The organism is Xanthomonas sp. WHRI 8393, from assembly GCF_040203315.1.
In the GTDB taxonomy this organism is placed as follows: domain Bacteria; phylum Pseudomonadota; class Gammaproteobacteria; order Xanthomonadales; family Xanthomonadaceae; genus Xanthomonas; species Xanthomonas arboricola.
Window position 1 is genome coordinate 400564 of sequence record NZ_JBEGGL010000002.1, and the last position, 15540, is coordinate 416103.

The 15540-nt window shown below is 65.5% G+C and carries 13 protein-coding genes; 8 read left to right on the top strand and 5 right to left on the bottom strand.

Annotation, left to right across the window (positions count from 1 at the left end; genetic code table 11):
• Nucleotides 1-75 precede the first annotated feature (75 nt).
• Entirely contained in the window at nucleotides 76-1845 is a 1770-nt protein-coding gene (locus ABQ137_RS07630; RefSeq protein WP_046342187.1) for a M14 family metallopeptidase, read from the bottom strand.
• A gap of 293 nt (nucleotides 1846-2138) precedes the next feature.
• Here ABQ137_RS07630 and ABQ137_RS07635 point away from each other — a divergent pair, with 293 nt between their 5' ends.
• Entirely contained in the window at nucleotides 2139-3704 is a 1566-nt protein-coding gene (locus tag ABQ137_RS07635; protein WP_184516785.1) for a POT-type proton-dependent oligopeptide transporter, read from the top strand.
• A 7-nt stretch (nucleotides 3705-3711) separates the two neighbouring features.
• The gene (locus tag ABQ137_RS07640) at nucleotides 3712-4320 is read left to right on the top strand and encodes a rhomboid family intramembrane serine protease (RefSeq protein WP_046342189.1); all 609 of its coding nucleotides are present in this window, start codon (nucleotides 3712-3714) and stop codon (nucleotides 4318-4320) included.
• Nucleotides 4321-4463: 143 nt separating this feature from the next.
• Here the strand turns inward: ABQ137_RS07640 and ABQ137_RS07645 are convergent, their stop codons facing one another.
• Nucleotides 4464-4664, bottom strand: a complete 201-nt coding sequence (locus ABQ137_RS07645) for a hypothetical protein (protein ID WP_046342190.1) — start codon at nucleotides 4662-4664, stop codon at nucleotides 4464-4466.
• A 216-nt stretch (nucleotides 4665-4880) separates the two neighbouring features.
• Here ABQ137_RS07645 and ABQ137_RS07650 point away from each other — a divergent pair, with 216 nt between their 5' ends.
• The 3 genes from ABQ137_RS07650 to ABQ137_RS07660 all read left to right on the top strand — a co-directional run bounded on the left by ABQ137_RS07650 (nucleotide 4881) and on the right by ABQ137_RS07660 (nucleotide 6626).
• Nucleotides 4881-5165 carry a GNAT family N-acetyltransferase gene (locus tag ABQ137_RS07650; protein WP_024938914.1) on the top strand — a complete coding sequence of 95 codons (285 nt, stop codon included), beginning with the start codon at nucleotides 4881-4883 and terminating at the stop codon, nucleotides 5163-5165.
• A gap of 48 nt (nucleotides 5166-5213) precedes the next feature.
• Nucleotides 5214-6059, top strand: a complete 846-nt coding sequence (locus tag ABQ137_RS07655; protein ID WP_184516788.1) for a DUF3298 and DUF4163 domain-containing protein — start codon at nucleotides 5214-5216, stop codon at nucleotides 6057-6059.
• A gap of 66 nt (nucleotides 6060-6125) precedes the next feature.
• Nucleotides 6126-6626 carry a MarR family winged helix-turn-helix transcriptional regulator gene (locus tag ABQ137_RS07660; RefSeq protein WP_024938916.1) on the top strand — a complete coding sequence of 167 codons (501 nt, stop codon included), beginning with the start codon at nucleotides 6126-6128 and terminating at the stop codon, nucleotides 6624-6626.
• A gap of 97 nt (nucleotides 6627-6723) precedes the next feature.
• Here ABQ137_RS07660 and ABQ137_RS07665 read toward each other — a convergent pair whose 3' ends face one another.
• On the bottom strand, nucleotides 6724-8922 hold the full coding sequence (locus tag ABQ137_RS07665) for a M3 family metallopeptidase (protein WP_172837930.1): 2199 nt from the start codon (nucleotides 8920-8922) through the stop codon (nucleotides 6724-6726).
• 430 nt (nucleotides 8923-9352) lie between these two features.
• Here ABQ137_RS07665 and ABQ137_RS07670 point away from each other — a divergent pair, with 430 nt between their 5' ends.
• A complete protein-coding gene (locus tag ABQ137_RS07670) occupies nucleotides 9353-9841 on the top strand; it encodes a glutathione peroxidase (RefSeq protein WP_102581006.1) in 489 nt (162 codons plus the stop codon).
• A gap of 131 nt (nucleotides 9842-9972) precedes the next feature.
• On the opposite strand, the gene ABQ137_RS07675 is transcribed toward ABQ137_RS07670, so the two are convergent.
• Both ABQ137_RS07675 and ABQ137_RS07680 read right to left on the bottom strand, forming a co-directional pair.
• Nucleotides 9973-10752: a ferredoxin--NADP reductase gene (locus ABQ137_RS07675; protein ID WP_024938919.1), complete on the bottom strand. Its 780-nt coding sequence runs from the start codon at nucleotides 10750-10752 to the stop codon at nucleotides 9973-9975.
• 201 nt (nucleotides 10753-10953) lie between these two features.
• A complete protein-coding gene (locus ABQ137_RS07680) occupies nucleotides 10954-12834 on the bottom strand; it encodes an ABC transporter ATP-binding protein (protein WP_054591591.1) in 1881 nt (626 codons plus the stop codon).
• Between the two features lie 251 nt (nucleotides 12835-13085).
• Here ABQ137_RS07680 and ABQ137_RS07685 point away from each other — a divergent pair, with 251 nt between their 5' ends.
• A complete protein-coding gene (locus ABQ137_RS07685) occupies nucleotides 13086-14603 on the top strand; it encodes a fumarate hydratase (RefSeq protein ID WP_024938921.1) in 1518 nt (505 codons plus the stop codon).
• 262 nt (nucleotides 14604-14865) lie between these two features.
• Complete coding sequence (locus tag ABQ137_RS07690) at nucleotides 14866-15501, top strand: glutathione S-transferase family protein (RefSeq protein WP_024938922.1); 636 nt, start codon at nucleotides 14866-14868, stop codon at nucleotides 15499-15501.
• The last annotated feature ends 39 nt before the right edge of the window (nucleotides 15502-15540 follow it).

Below are 15540 nucleotides of genomic sequence, written 5' to 3' on the forward strand. Positions count from 1 at the left end.
AGGGCACCGCGGTGCCCGGGTTCGAAAGGCGCGCGTGCGCGCCGAATCAGGTGCTTGCCGGAAGCGGGTGCCGGCTCAGAACTGCGTCTGTGCCGTGCGGAGTACCGGATACAGGCGGTAGCGCTCGTCCCAGGAGGCGTGCAGGCGCGCGAAGAATTCCAGGCGTGCCTTCGGGTCGGCCGCGAAGGCCGCATCGCTGGCCAGACGCTGTTCGAATTGCGCCTTCACTGCCGGGTCGCGCTCGAGCATGTCGCGCGCGACCTCTTCGGCGACGTAGTCCTCCATGTATTCCTTGCGCTCGAATGCGGTGTTGAACAGGCCCCACTGCAGCAGCGAATCCGGCGCCTGCGGTTCCAGCATCGCCATCACCAGGCGCGACCTGGCCTGGGCGATCGGCACGAACAAGGAGCCGGCCGGCACGGTGCGGGTTTCATCGCGCCATTGCCCGGTGATCTCCAGGTTCTGGTGGCCTTCGTTGGAACGCGCGGCAAACGTTGCCTTGTCGGCACGGAAGCTCTGCACCGGATGGGCGGCAGTGGTGGCGATGGTGTCGAAGGCGATGCCGTGCAGGCGCAGTTTCTCCGCCACCAGCGCCGCTTGCGCGGCAGGCACCAGGTAGCCGCCGCGTGGCGCATCGACCACCACGTCCGGCTTGATCTGATCGCGTAACGGCACCTTCCAGAGTTGTGGCCTGGTCTCGTCGTAGCGCGTCATCAACGCGCCGGAAATCGGCGAGGGCGTCCGCGTGTAGGCGTAACCACGGAAGGCCACGGTGCGTGCGGCCGGGCCGGCAGCGAAGCTCAACGGCTCCATCTCGCCGGCCAGCCTGGTGGCGCGCTGATCGGCCGCCAGCGCATCGGCGCGCCAGCGGGCGCCGTTGCGCGCGGCCTGCTGCAGCACCGACACGATGGCGTTGCGGGTGACGCGTACGCGCACCGGGTAGGTCTTCCACGAGTGCGTTTCCACCAGCATGCCGAAGCGGTTGCGCAGCAGGAAATAGCCATGCGAAAACCGCGGCGGCGACACGTCGTCGGCAAAGCCCGAGGTCGGGTCGTCCTCGTGCACGAACGAGGGGTAATACGGCAGCGGCAGCGAGCCCTGTCTGGACAGGTCGGCAATCACCGCATCGCGCCAGCGCGTGCCGTCGCGTTGCAGCGTGGCATCGCCGGCGTGCACGGGCTCCACCTGCACCGATACGTCGTGCTCGAACTTGGCACCATCGGTGACGTGCAGGTCCACGTACATCAACGGATCCCACTGCTGCACCAGTCGCAGCATCGCCTGCATTTCCGGCGCGTCGGCCTTGAGGTAGTCGCGATTGAGATTGAGGTTCTGCGCAGTGGTGCGCCAGCCCATCTGCTCGGGGCCGCGCTGATTGGGTCGGTTCCAGGCGCCGAAGCGCTCATGGCCGTCGACGTTGAACACCGGCACGAACACCCAGACCAGTTTGTCGAGCACGCCTTTGCCGGTTTTGCCGTCCAGCAATTCGCGCAGGGCCAGAAAGCCCGCGTCCTTGCCGTCGATCTCGCCGGCATGGATGCCGCCTTGCACCAGCACCACCGGTAACTTGCGCTGCGCAGCGCTGTCGGCATCCAGTGCGCCGCTGGTGGAGACGATCAGCGCCTTCATCGGCCGGCCTTCCGGGGTGGTACCGAACTCGATGCAGCGCACCGCCTGCGGGTAGCGCTGCGCAAAGGCATCGCAGAGCGCGATGACTTCATCGTAGCGTCCGGTCTGCGCGAACCCGCTGCGCTCGGCCTGGGTGGTCAGCGGTTCGGCGGCCAGTGCGGCAGGGGCGGTGGTCAGCAGCAACAGGCTCAGGGCCAGGCGGGTGAAGCGGGGCATCCAGCGGTCCAGTGTTCCAGGAAAACGTTTGCAATGTAGCCGAGCCGGCGCAGCAGGCCAATCTGCACTGCGTCATGACTTGCGTGTGATCGGCGTGGTTGCGGCGTACCGACAGCGGTTTTCTCGGCGCGCCTGGGCCGGACGGCGTGTCAGGCGCACCGCAACGGCGGCAACGTGCGCAGCGGCGTCGATGCATGCAGCGCGCATCCAAGGCCTTATCCCATGGTCGCGATGGCGGCCAACCGGCGGCCGCCGGTACGATAGCGCGTGTTTTCTGCTCGACCGGACTGCCATTGACCACTTCCACCTTGCCGGGCCCGACTGCCGGTGCGCGGCTGCCGCGCCAGATTCCCTTCATCATCGGCAACGAAGCCTGCGAGCGTTTCAGCTTCTACGGGATGCGAAACATCCTGGTGCAGTTCCTGATCACCTCGCTGCTGCTGCAAGAGGTCAGCGGACCCGGCCGCGAGGCCGAGGCCAAGCACATCCTGCACAGCTTCATGATCGGGGTGTTTTTCTTCCCGTTGCTCGGCGGTTGGCTGGCCGATCGCTTCTTCGGCAAGTACAACACCATCCTGTGGTTCAGCCTGGTGTATTGCGCCGGGCATGCCTGCCTGGCGCTGTTCGAAGGCAGCCGCAACGGCTTCTTCCTCGGGCTGGGCCTGATCGCGCTGGGTGCGGGCGGCATCAAGCCGTTGGTGGCCTCGTTCATGGGCGACCAGTTCGACCAGTCCAACAAGCACCTGGCCAGGGTGGTGTTCGACGGCTTCTACTGGATCATCAACTTCGGCTCGTTGTTCGCCTCGTTGTTGATCCCGCTGGCGCTGAAGAACCTGGGCCCGGCGTGGGCATTTGGCATTCCCGGCATCCTGATGTTCGTGGCCACGCTGGTGTTCTGGCTGGGCCGCAGGCGCTATGTGCGGGTGCCGTTGCCGCCGAAGGACCCGCACGGCTTCGGTGCGGTGGTGCGCACCGCATTGCTGACACAGGCGCCGGGGCAGGGCCGTCCGGGCCTGATGCTGGCAGTGGTCTCGGTGCTGCTGGCGCTGGCCTGCTTTGCGCTGGTCGACCAGCTCGGCATCGTCATCTGCCTGTGCATGGCGCTGGTGCTGTTGCTGGCCGGCATCGGCGGCGGCACCTGGTGGCAGCTGGAGCGCGCGCGCGGCATCCATCCCGATACCGCGGTCGAAGGCGTGCGCGCGCTGCTGCGGGTGCTGGTGATCTTCGCGCTGGTGACGCCGTTCTTTTCGCTGTTCGACCAGAAGGCCTCGACCTGGGTCCTGCAGGGGCGCGAGATGACGATGCCGGCCTGGTTCACCGCCTCACAGATGCAGGCGCTCAATCCGCTGCTGGTGATGCTGCTGATCCCGTTCAACAATCTGGTGCTGTACCCGCTGCTGCGGCGTGGCGGCTGGGAGCCCACCGCGCTGCGCCGCATGACCTGCGGCATCGCGTTCAGCGGCCTGGCCTGGATCGCGGTCGGTGCCATCCAGATCAGCATGGACGGCGGCGAGCCGATGCATATCGCCTGGCAGATCCTGCCCTATGCGCTGCTGACCTTCGGCGAGGTGCTGGTGTCGGCCACCGGGATCGAGTTCGCCTACAGCCAGGCGCCGCCGTCCATGAAGGGCGTGGTGATGAGCTTCTGGTATCTGACCACCACGGTGGGCAATCTATGGGTGCTGCTGTCGAACGTGGCGGTGCGCAACGCCACGGTGACCTCCCACATCGCCGATACTGGGCTCAGCGAAGCGGCATTTCTGATGTTCTTCTTCGCGGCCTTCGCGTTCCTGGCGGCACTGGCCTTCGGCCTGTACGCGCGCGGGTATCGCATGGTCGACAATTACCGTTCTGCCTGAGGTCCGCATGATTACCCTGATCCTGATCGCCATCACCGGCATCGTCTCGTGGATGGCGTTCAACAACCGCAAGCTGGCCGACCGCCTGATCCTGTGGCCGCCGGCGCTGGACAAGCACAAGCAGTACGACCGCCTGGTCACCTACGGTTTCATCCATGCCGACCTGGGCCACCTGGTCTTCAACATGATCACGCTGTTCTTCTTCGGCCGGGTGATCGAAAACGTGATGACCCAGCTGACCGGCAGCGTGCTGACCTATCCGCTGTTCTATCTGGCAGCGCTGGTGGTCTCGATCCTGCCCAGCTATCTGAAGAACCAGAAGAACCCGAACTATCTCAGCCTGGGCGCCTCCGGCGCGGTGTCGGCGGTGTTGTTCGCCTTCATCCTGCTGCAGCCGTGGACCATCATCCTGGTGCTGTTCATTCCGGCGCCGGCGATCATCTACGCGGTGTTCTATGTCGGCTACAGCCTGTGGATGGACCGCCGCGGCGGCGATCGCATCAACCACAGCGCGCACCTGGCCGGTGCCGCGTTCGGCGTGATGTTCATGCTGATCATGGAGCCGCGCGTGCTGCAGGTATTCCTGGAGCAGCTGTCCCATCCGCGTTTCGGCTGACCGGTTGGCAAACCGAGCGCCGGTCGCCGGTGGCACGCGCGGTTAGGTCAAAGGTGTCGGGATGGGCGGGTCGCCTTCGGCGACCGGACCAGGACCATCGCGGCGAGTGCGCGAGCGGTCCTGGCGAGTGATGCGATGCCGGCTCAGGCCGCGTCGCGGTTCTGGTCGCCAGCGACGCTGCCGGTGGGCACCGACCCGTAGGCCTGCTGCAGGCGCTGGTACACCGTGTCGTTGAGCTGCGCGAAGTCGGGGTTGTGGGTGTCGCCCTTGATGGCGAACTGGAACAGGCCTTCCAGCAGCGAGCTATCGCTGTCTGCGCCGTGTCCTGCCGAATCGTTGTGCATGCGGTGACTCCTCGTAGATAAGGCGAAGGCATCGGCGGTCGCGCCGGCCCGGCTTGCAACGGGCGCCTTCGGCTCAGCTATCGGCGCGGTGCGAGCGAACTTAAGTGCCGGTTCGGCAGGCTGCGCGTGCGGTCACAGCATCGATTCATTTTCACGCAGGCGCGGCGCCGCGCTGGTCACACTGCTTGCCATCGTCACTGCCTCGTGCAGACCACCATGGAGGCAGCGACAGTGCAGGCAGACCACGATTCCACGCAGCAGCGCTTCAGCGTAGACACCGATGGACAGCATGCCGAACTGGCATACCGTCTGGAAGGTGAGCGCATGACCATCACCCATACGCATGTGCCCGACGCGATCGGTGGACGCGGTATTGCCGCAGTGCTGGTGGAGGCTGCCTTGGCACATGCGCGCCAGCAGGGCTACAAGGTCGTGCCTGCCTGCAGTTACGCCGAGGCGTATGTCCGGCGGCACCAACAGTTTCAGGATCTGCTGGCCTGATCGCCGGCAGCGTGTCTTTGCAGATGTATCGATGGGGAGCAGGTGGGAATGGGGCGGTTGTCAGGAGTGAACGCAGTCCGGGGCTTGCTGGTGCTGGCCGTGTTGGCAGGATGTACGCAGCGCGAGCCGACGACGGCCGAATCGGCACAGCCGGCCGCTGACGCCGCCGCCGCTGCGGCACCGCCGGCCGAGCCCGTGCTGGTGCAAAGCGGCCCGCTGGAGGATGTGATCGAGCACGCGCCCGCCTATATGGTGGGTATCAGTTATCCGCGCGGGCTGGACGCGTTTCCCGAGCTGACCGCACTGATCCGCAGCTATGCGCAGGCAGCACGTACCGAGCTCATGGAAGCGGTCTCCGGGCTCGGCAACGACAAGCCGGCCGCACCCTACGAGTTGTCGCTGGCGTTCGAGACCGTGTTGCAGACACCGGACCTGATCGTCGTATCCGCCGACGGCAGCCGCTATACCGGTGGTGCACATGGCGAGCCGTTGGTGGCGCGCTTCGTCTGGCTGGTCAAGGAGCGCAAGCAATTGACCGCGCAGGCCTTGATTCCGGATCCGGCAGGCTGGGAAAGGATCGGGCGCGAGGTGGCCGTGCAATTGCACAACGCCGCCAGCCAGCGCGTGGAGGCCGATCACGTGCCGGTCGAAGAACAGGCCGAGCAGCTGGCCTCTGCCGATCGCATGATTGCCGAAGGCACTGCCGCGCAGGTCGACAACTTTGCCCAGTTCGTACCGGTGCTCAATCCGGCAGGGCAGATCACCGCGCTTCGGTTCGTGTTTCCGCCATATCAGGTGGGGCCGTATTCGGATGGGACGCAAACGGCCGAGGTCGCTGCCTCGACAGTGTTGGCCTCGGTCGCGCCGGAATATGTACATCTCTTCGCACGCTGAGGTGTCACCCCACAGATGATGTGATTGAATGGCTTGGCCATTCAGTAATGTAAGCAAACGGGTGATATGAGTAGTTTCGATCCAACCGCAAGTCGCGTGGACCACACCTGTGTGCGCTATCCGGCGTTTCCGCGTGAACCGGCCGTCCTGGTGCGGCTGATCAAGCACCTCTACAAGCGACTGCATACGCAGGGGTGCGCGCGGTTGAAGCCATACGGCATCAGCCCGCCGGAATACGAGATTCTGATGATGCTCTACGGCACCCCGGAGCAGGCGATCACGCCCACCGAAGTGGCCGAAGCCGCCAGCGAAAAGCCGGCCAACATTACCCGGCTCACCGACCAGTTGTGCGAGAAGGGCCTGATCGCGCGTGGCAGCAGCCCGGACGATCGGCGCAAGATCATGCTGACCTTGCAGCCGGCAGGCCTGGCGTTGATCAACAGCCTGCTTCCCGACGCCTGCACGCTGCTCAATGCAGAGACCTCCAGCATCAGTGATGCCGAGCAGGTGCGGCTGGAAAAGCTGTTGAGGAAATTGCTCGACGGCGTGGATTCGGTCGAGCTCTGAGTGCGGCGGCTGCGGCTCGCGCAGCACGTTTCAGCGCGACCATCAAAAACGCCGCCCGGATCGCTCCGGGCGGCGTCTTGGTTTCAACGCAGTGCGATTACGGCTTGGACTGCGGCGCTTCCGGCGTGGCGCCATCGCCACCTTGCGCACTCAGGCCGCGCTTCTCGAGCAGGGGCTCGATCTGCGGCGCATGGCCGGCAAAGTTCTGGAACAGTTCCATCGCATCGACGCTGCCGCCGCGCGATAGCAGGGTCTGACGGAAGCGGTCGCCGTTGGCGCGGCTCAGCCCGCCGTGCTGCTTGAACCATTGCTGGGTGTTGGCGTCGAGCACTTCCGACCAGATGTAAGCGTAATAGCCGGCCGCGTAACCGCCCATGATGTGGCTGAAATACGGGGTCTTGTAGCGCGGCGGCACCGGCGCATAGGCGATGCCGTCCTGCTGCAGGGCCTTGGCTTCGAATGCCATCACGCCGGCTGCGTCGGGCACCTGGCTGGCGCTGATCTGGTGCCAGTTCTGATCGAGCATGGCCGCACCCAGATACTCGGTGGTGGCAAAGCCCTGGTTGAACTTGGAGGCGGCAATCACCTTGTCCAGCAGCGCCTGCGGCATCGGCGTGCCGTTCTGGTAATGCTTGGCGTAGTTCTTCAGGATCGACGGCTCGTCGGCCCACATCTCGTTGACCTGCGAGGGGAACTCGACGAAGTCGCGCGGCACGCTGGTGCCGGAGAAATACGGGTATTTGACGTCCGAGAACATGCCGTGCAGCGCATGGCCGAACTCATGGAACATGGTGGTCACCTCGTCCCAGGTCAGCAGCGTCGGCTGGCCGGCCGGCGGCTTGGGGATGTTGAGGTGATTGGCGACCACCGGCTTGAAACCGGTCAGCGCCGACTGCGACACGTAGGAGTTCATCCAGGCACCGCCGCGCTTGGATTCGCGTGCATACATGTCGGCGATGAAGATAGCCAGCTGCTTGCCGTCGGCGTCGAACACGTCATAGACGGTGATGTCGTCGCGGTAGGTCGGCAGGTCGGTGCGCTGCTTGAAGGTCAGGCCGTATTCCTGATTGGCCGCATAGAACACGCCGTTTTCCAGCACGTTCTTCAGCTCGAAGTACGGCTTGAGCTGGGATTCGTCGAAGTTGTACTTGGCCTGGCGCACCTTCTCGCTGTAGTAGGCCCAGTCCCAGGCTTCGAGCTTGAACGTCGGCTTGCGCGCGGCCTTCTGCTCCTTGTCGATCATCGCCTGCAGATCGGCCGCCTCGCGCTTGGCATTGGCCACCGCCGCCGGCGCCAGCTTGCCCAGCATCGCGTTGACCGCCTCCGGTGTCTTGGCGGTCTGGTTTTCCAGCGAATAGGCAGCGTAGGTCGGGAAGCCGAGCAGCTTGGCCTTATCGGCACGCAGCTTCATGATGCGCGCCACCAGTGCGGTGTTGTCGTACTGGCCACCGTGGCTGCCACGCGACACCGAGGCGTCGTAGATCTTCTTGCGTAGTTCGCGATTCTTCAGCTGCGTCAGCGGCGGCTGGCCGGTGGTGTTGAGCAGCGCGATCACGTACTTGCCGTCGAGCTTGCGCGCCTTGGCGGCTTCGGCGGCAGCCGCAATCTGCTCCTCGGACAGGCCATCGAGCTGCTTGACGTCATCGACGACAACGGCGGCGGCATTCACTTCCGCCAGCACGTTCTGGCTGAAGGTGGTGCCCAGGTTGGCCAGCTCGGCATTCATCGCCTTGAGCGTGGTCTTGTCGGCATCGGAGAGCTTGGCGCCGTCGCGTACGAAATCGCTGTAGTACTTCTCGACCAGGCGCACGCCCTGGGCGTCCAGGCCCAGCTTGCTGCGTTGGTCGTACAGGGTCTGGATACGCGCGAACAGCTTGCCATTGAGCGAGATCGCATCGCGGTGCGCGGCGAACTTCGCCGAATAGTCGGCCTGCAGTTTCTTGCGCGCGTCGTTGGTGTCGGCACCGACCAGGTTGAAGAACACCGTGGTGGCGCGATCCAGCGTGGCGCCGCTTTTTTCCAGCGCGATGAGGGTGTTGTCGAAGCTCGGCTTGGCCTTCTGGTTGGCGATCTTTTCCACTTCCTTCAACTGCTCGGTCATGCCGGCGTCGAAGGCGGGTGCGAAATCGCTGTCCTTGATCTTGTCGAACTGCGGGTAGTGCAGCGGCAGCGTGCTGTCGGCAAAGAAGGGGTTGGCTTGGGTGGCGGCCTGCGTGGTGGCGGGTGCGGCGATGCTGTAGGACGGCATGGCAAGTCCCAGGGAGGCGGCCAGGGCAAAGGCGAGACGGGTGGTCAAGAGGATGGCTCCAAAGTGCGAACCGCCGAGGCTACCCCAGCCGGGCCGGACAGGCGTGTGACAAAAGGCATGGCTGCACGGTCATTACGATGCCATCAGGCGGGCACGAGCGGTGCTGGTCTTGTGGGCACACGACCGATGACACCATGCGCGTGCCGCCGCCGGGCGGGCGCTGCCTGTCTACGGTGCGGCGTGTTCCACCCGGCTGCATTCCGGCTGCTCGGCGGGCAGCGATGTCTCGATCGGTCTGCCTGACGGATGCTGGCCGGTAGCGCGCCGTGGCAACGGCCGGGACCAGCAGGAAGGGTCAGCTGGCTGCGGCGACGCATCCGTTGAAAACCGCCTCTCCCGGCTGACGCGCTCGGCGACCGCGATGCGACGCTGCCGGCTGCTGGGTTACGCTGCCCACCTCGCATACTTCAGGGCAGCCATGAGCGATATCTCCACGTTCGAATTCACCGACCTGGAAGGCCGGCCCCGCTCGATGCGCGATTACGCCGGCAAGGTGGTGCTGGTGGTCAATGTCGCTTCGAAATGCGGATTTACTCCGCAGTACGCAGGCCTGCAGGCGCTGTGGCAGCGCTATCGCGAGCGTGGTCTGGTGGTGATCGGGTTTCCCTGCGATCAGTTCGGTCATCAGGAGCCGGGCGATGCCGCGCAGATCCGCCAGTTCTGCTCGCTCGATTACGCGGTGGATTTTCCGCTGGCCGAGAAGGTCGAAGTCAATGGCAGCGGCGCGCATCCGCTGTGGCAATGGCTCAAGCGCGAACAGCGCGGCGTGCTGGGATCGGAGGCGATCAAGTGGAATTTCACCAAGTTCCTGATCGGCCGCGATGGCACGGTGCTGGAGCGTTACGCCCCGACCACCAAACCGGACGCGCTGGCTGCGGACATCGAGCGCGCGCTAGTTGAATCGTAGGAGCGCACCTGGGCGCGATGAAGCCTTCCCGCGAACGCTTCGTCTCGCCCGGGTGCGCTCCTACGACAGTGCATGCCGGCGTCGCGGTCTGCGTAAACGCCGCATCGCGCTGACTTCTCACTCGCGCCGCATCACTTCTCGACGAAGGCGCGCTCGAACACGTAATGCCCCGGCGTGCCGATGCGCGGCGAGGTCTGGAAGCCACGTGCATCCAGCAGGCTGCGCAGGTCGGCCAGCATCTGCGGGCTGCCGCAGATCATGAAGCGGTCGTTGGCCGGATCCAGCGGCGGCAACCCGAGCGTCTGCTGCATGCGGCCGTCGGCCATCAGCTCGGTCAGGCGGCCCTGGTTGGCGAACGCCTCACGCGTCACCGCCGGGTAGTACAGCAACTTCTCGCGCAGGATGTCGCCGAGGAATTCGTGCTGCGGCAGCTCGCGCTCGAAGTAGTCGCGATAGGCCAGATCCTGCACGAAGCGCACGCCCTGGGTCAGGATCACCTTGTCGAAACGCTCGTAGGTTTCCGGGTCCTTGATCACCGACAACCACGGCGCCAGACCGGTACCGGTGCCCAGCAGGTACAGGTTGCGGCCTGGGTGCAGGTCGCTGATCAGCAGCGTGCCGGTGGGCTTCTTGCCGACCAGTACCTTGTCGCCCGGCTGGATGTGCTGCAGCCGCGAGGTCAGCGGGCCGTCCGGCACCTTGATGCTGAAGAACTCCAGGTGTTCTTCCCAGTTGGCGCTGGCGATCGAGTACGCACGCAGCAGCGGCCGCGTCTCGGTCTCCAGACCGATCATCACGAACTGCCCGTTCTCGAAGCGGAAGCCGGCATCGCGGGTGGTGGTGAAGCTGAAGTAGGCATCGGTCCAGTGGCGGACCTCAAGCACCGTTTCGGCGCCGAAAGCGGAAGACATACCGGTAAGTGTCGTGGGAAGAGTACCCGGCAATTCTACCTCAAGCCGGCCAAATGAGAGGGGCTCTCATTTGGCCGGCTGGGATTCGGGAGTCGGGATTGGGGATTCGCAAGAGCAGATCCTGGGTCCCGGACGCGCCGGGCTCGCGCATGAGCCAGCAGCTCTTACCAATCCCCAATCCCGAATGCCCAATCCCCGGCCTCACCGATACCCCGCCGCCTGCAATTCGAACAGCTCCGCATAGCGCCCGCCCTGGGCCATCAGTTCGGCATGGGTGCCGTTGGCCTCGATGCGGCCCGCGGCCAGCACCAGGATGCGGTCGGCCATGCGCACGCTGGAGAAGCGGTGCGAGATCAGCACCGCGGTGCGGTTGTCCGACAGCTCCTTGAAGCGCTGGAACACCTCGAACTCGCTGCGCGCATCCAGGGCGGCGGTGGGTTCGTCCAGGATCATCAGCTGCGCATCGCGCATGTAGGCGCGCGCGATGGCGATCTTCTGCCATTGCCCGCCGGACAGGTCCACGCTGTTCTTGAAACGGCGCCCGACCAGTTGGTCGTAGCCATCGGGCAGGCTGTCGATCAGCTCGCCGGCCATCGCACGCTGCGCGGCGGCGCGGATGCGTGGCGCATCGTCCATCGCATCGACCTGGCCGACACCGATGTTCTCGCCCACGCTCAGGTGATAGCGCACGAAGTCCTGAAAGATCACGCCCAGGTTGGCGCGCACATCGTCCAGGTCGTAGTCGCGCAGGTCGCGGCCATCGAGCAGGATGCGGCCCTCGTCCGGGTCGTACAGCCGCGCCAGCAGCTTGACCAGGGTGGTCTTGCCGGCGCCGTTTTCGCCGACCAGCGCCAGCACTTCGCCGGCACGCAGCTCGAAATCCAGATGCCGCACCGTCCACTGTTCAGCATCCGGGTAGCGGAAGCCCACGTCCTCGAACACGAAGCCCTGGCGGATCGGTCGCGGCACCGGCAGCGCGTTCGGGCGCGAGCGGATCTCCGGCACGATGTTGAAGAACGAATACAGATCGTCCAGATACAAGGCCTGGCCGGCGACCTGCGAGAACCCGATCAGCAGGCCTTCCAGCAACTGGCGCAGGCGCAGGAAACTGCCGGCCAGGAAAGTCAGATCGCCGATGCTGAAATCGCCGCGCACGGTGCGCCAGGCGATGTAGCCATAGGCCATGTAGTAGCCCAGCGTGCCCAGCGCAGCCAGCAATGCGCCCCACAGCGCACGCTTGCGCGCCAGCGCGCGATTGGCCTGGAAGAACTTGTCGGCCAGCCGGCGATAACGCGCGATCAGGAAGCGGTGCAGGTTGAGGATCTTGACTTCCTTGGCGGTCTCGACGCTCGCGCCGACCTGGCGCAGGTAGTCGAGCTGGCGCCGCTCCGGTGTCCACTGGAAGTTGAGCGAATAGCCCAGCGCATTGAAATGCGCCTCGCCGATGAAGGCCGGGATCAGCGCGATCGCCAGCAGCAGGATCAACCATGGCGCGTACACCACCAGGCCCACCGCCAGGCTGACCACGGTGATGGCGTCCTGCACCTGGCCGAACAGCTGGCTCATCAGGTTCATGCGGTTCATGGTCTGGCGCCGCGCGCGATCCAGCTTGTCCTGCCGGTCGGGGTCTTCGAAGTCCTCCAGATCCAGCTGCGCGGCATGCTCCATCAGGCGCACGCTGGCGGCGTTGTTGAACAGCTCCGACAACAAGGCATCGGCGTAGCCGACCAGCCGGCCGAGCAGGTCCGAGCCGATCGCCAGGGCCAGTTCCAGCGCCAGCAATTCCAGCAGCCGGTTCAGCCGGCCGCTGCCCAGCGCCTGCGTCAGCGAGTCGAAGGCCGGCGGTTGACCGACCAGGTGGATCGCCTCGTCGATGATCAGTTTGCCGATATACAACGAGGCCACCGGCATCAACGCGCGCAACACGCGCAAGCCGATGCTGCTGGCGCTCAGCCAGCGGCTGGTCTGCCAGATCTGGCGCAGGAAGGGCGGCAGGTTGCGCAGCGCATCCAGGCGCTCGCGCAGGGTGGGGCCGGTACGGGGAGCGGCAGGCGCAGGGGCGCCGGAACGGGAGGCTGACATCGGCTTAGTGTGCAGCGCCACGCGTCGGCGCGGGGTGTTGGTGGTGCGCCGCGCCCACGGCGGAATGGGTGCGCTGCCGACTGCACGCGTGCAAGGCAATGCGGTCGATGGCCTGCAGCGTGCCCATACTGCAGGGCAGCTACGCGCGCGACCGCAGGCCCGATCAATCGCCTCGATTGACGCAACGCCCGGACACGCCGGGAGTTTCGACTAAAATGGCCGGATTGCCCCCGCCAGCCGTAGAGCCAGCCGTGACCTCGATCAAGCAGGAAGACCTCATCCAGTCCGTCGCCGACGCGTTGCAGTACATCAGCTACTACCACCCGGTCGACTACATCAGGAACCTGTCCGCTGCCTACGAGCGCGAAGAATCGCCGGCGGCCAAGGACGCCATCGCGCAGATCCTGATCAACTCGCGCATGTGCGCCGAAGGCCATCGCCCGATCTGCCAGGACACCGGCATCGTCACCGTGTTCCTGGAGATCGGCATGCAGGTACGCTGGGACGACGCCACGATGGGTGTGGAAGACATGGTTAACGAAGGCGTGCGCCGCGCCTACAACCACCCCGACAACAAGCTGCGCGCCAGCGTGCTGGCCGACCCGGCCGGCAAGCGCAGCAACACCCGCGACAATACCCCGGCGGTGGTCAACACCAAGATCGTGCCTGGCCACCATGTCGAAGTGATCGTCGCGGCCAAGGGCGGCGGTTCGGAGGCCAAGAGCAAGTTCGCCATGCTCAACCCGTCCGACTCCATCGTCGACTGGGTGCTCAAGACCGTGCCGACCATGGGCGCCGGCTGGTGCCCGCCGGGCATGCTCGGCATCGGCATCGGCGGCACTGCCGAAAAGGCCATGCTGTTGGCCAAGGAAGCGCTGATGGAGCCGATCGACATCGTCGACCTGCAGGCGCGCGGCGCCTCCAATCGCGCCGAAGAGCTGCGGCTGGAACTCTACGAAAAGGTCAACGCGCTCGGCATTGGCGCGCAAGGCCTGGGCGGCCTGACCACGGTGCTGGACATCAAGGTCAAGGATTACCCGACCCACGCCGCCAACCTGCCGGTGGCGCTGATTCCCAACTGCGCGGCCACCCGCCATGCGCACTTCACCCTCGACGGCAGCGGCCCGGTGATGCTGGACCCGCCGTCGCTGGAAGACTGGCCCAAGCTCACCTACAACCCGACCAACGCGCGCCGGGTCAACCTGGACACCATCACCCGTGAGGAAGTGGCCAGCTTCAAGCCGGGCGAGGTGGTGCTGCTCAACGGCAAGCTGCTGACCGGCCGCGACGCCGCGCACAAGCGCATGATCGACATGCTCAACAAGGGCGAAACCTTGCCGGTCGACTTCACCAACCGCTTCATCTATTACGTCGGCCCGGTCGACCCGGTGCGCGATGAGGTGGTCGGCCCGGCCGGCCCGACCACCGCCACGCGCATGGACAAGTTCACCCGCCAGATGCTGGAGCAGACCGGCCTGCTGGGCATGGTCGGCAAGTCCGAGCGCGGCGATGCGGCGATCGAGGCGATCCGCGACAACAAGGCCGTGTATCTGATGGCGGTCGGCGGCTCGGCCTATCTGGTGTCCAAGGCGATCAAGGCCGCACGCGTGCTGGCATTCGAAGACCTCGGCATGGAAGCGATCTACGAATTCGAGGTCAAGGACATGCCGGTCACCGTGGCGGTGGATTCCACCGGCGAATCGGTGCACAAGACCGGCCCGCGGCAATGGCAATCGCGCATCGGCAAGATTCCGGTGGTGGTGGAATAAGGGCGCCAGCCAGCGCGCTCGCAGTGGCGGGCTATTGCATCGCGCAGTGCAACCAGAGTGCCAGGCAATGCCGCGCCGACCGGGCCGGCGAGCGCAGGTGCAGCGCCTTGGTGGCGCCGCGCCGAAACCGCTGCGACGATGTACGGAATCCGTCGCAGCGGGCCAACTGCTCCCGCCCGGATCTTCGATGGCATCCACCAGGGCGAGGACAATCGCTGTGAACCACGCAAGCTCGCCTGCACCAACCGACTCAGGAATCCGTATGAGCGCCACGCTGTACCACACCCCCAGCACCGCAGCCCTGGTCGTGCATTGGCTGCTGATCGAACTCGACGTACCGCACGTACTGCATCCGCTGGATTTCGAACGCGCCGAGCAGAAATCGCCGCAGTATCTGGCGCTCAATCCGGCCGGCGTGGTGCCGACGCTGGTGCTCGACGGACACGTGCTGACCGAGGCGGCCGCGATCGTGCTGCATCTGGCCGACCTGCATCCGCAGGCAGGGCTGGCACCGCCGCTCGGCACTCCCGAGCGTGCGGCGTACTACCAGTGGATGTTCTTCTGCGCCAACACCTTGCAGCCGGCGTACCGGGCCTGGTTCTATCCGGACGAGCCGGCCGGTGCCGCGCACGCCGAAGCCGCGCAATCCCAGGCGCGCGCCAGACTGGAGGCGGCCTGGGCCCGGGTCGATACGCACCTGCAGGCCAACGGCCCGTATCTGCTCGGCCAGACCCTGTCGGCGGCCGATTTCATGCTGACCATGATGATGCGTTGGTCGCGCAACATGCCCCGTCCCAGCGATAGCTGGCCGGCCTTGCAGGCGCATGCGCAGCGAATGAAAGCCCGCCCGGCATTTCAGGAAACCTATCGCCGCGAGGGGCTGACGGACTGGACCTGAACCCGGGGGGCGCGGGCTGCGAAATCGTGTCGACATAAG

Bases quoted from the DNA above. Each gene is read 5' to 3' on its own strand.
- ABQ137_RS07680 (WP_054591591.1), bottom strand. From the start codon at position 12,834: ATGTCAGCCTCCCGTTCCGGCGCCCCTGCGCCTGCCGCTCCCCGTACC.
- ABQ137_RS07670 (WP_102581006.1), top strand. From the start codon at position 9,353: ATGAGCGATATCTCCACGTTCGAATTCACCGACCTGGAAGGCCGGCCC.
- ABQ137_RS07675 (WP_024938919.1), bottom strand. From the start codon at position 10,752: ATGTCTTCCGCTTTCGGCGCCGAAACGGTGCTTGAGGTCCGCCACTGG.
- ABQ137_RS07660 (WP_024938916.1), top strand. From the start codon at position 6,126: ATGAGTAGTTTCGATCCAACCGCAAGTCGCGTGGACCACACCTGTGTG.
- ABQ137_RS07650 (WP_024938914.1), top strand. From the start codon at position 4,881: ATGGAGGCAGCGACAGTGCAGGCAGACCACGATTCCACGCAGCAGCGC.
- ABQ137_RS07645 (WP_046342190.1), bottom strand. From the start codon at position 4,664: ATGCACAACGATTCGGCAGGACACGGCGCAGACAGCGATAGCTCGCTG.
- ABQ137_RS07640 (WP_046342189.1), top strand. From the start codon at position 3,712: ATGATTACCCTGATCCTGATCGCCATCACCGGCATCGTCTCGTGGATG.
- ABQ137_RS07655 (WP_184516788.1), top strand. From the start codon at position 5,214: ATGGGGCGGTTGTCAGGAGTGAACGCAGTCCGGGGCTTGCTGGTGCTG.
- ABQ137_RS07630 (WP_046342187.1), bottom strand. From the start codon at position 1,845: ATGCCCCGCTTCACCCGCCTGGCCCTGAGCCTGTTGCTGCTGACCACC.
- ABQ137_RS07690 (WP_024938922.1), top strand. From the start codon at position 14,866: ATGAGCGCCACGCTGTACCACACCCCCAGCACCGCAGCCCTGGTCGTG.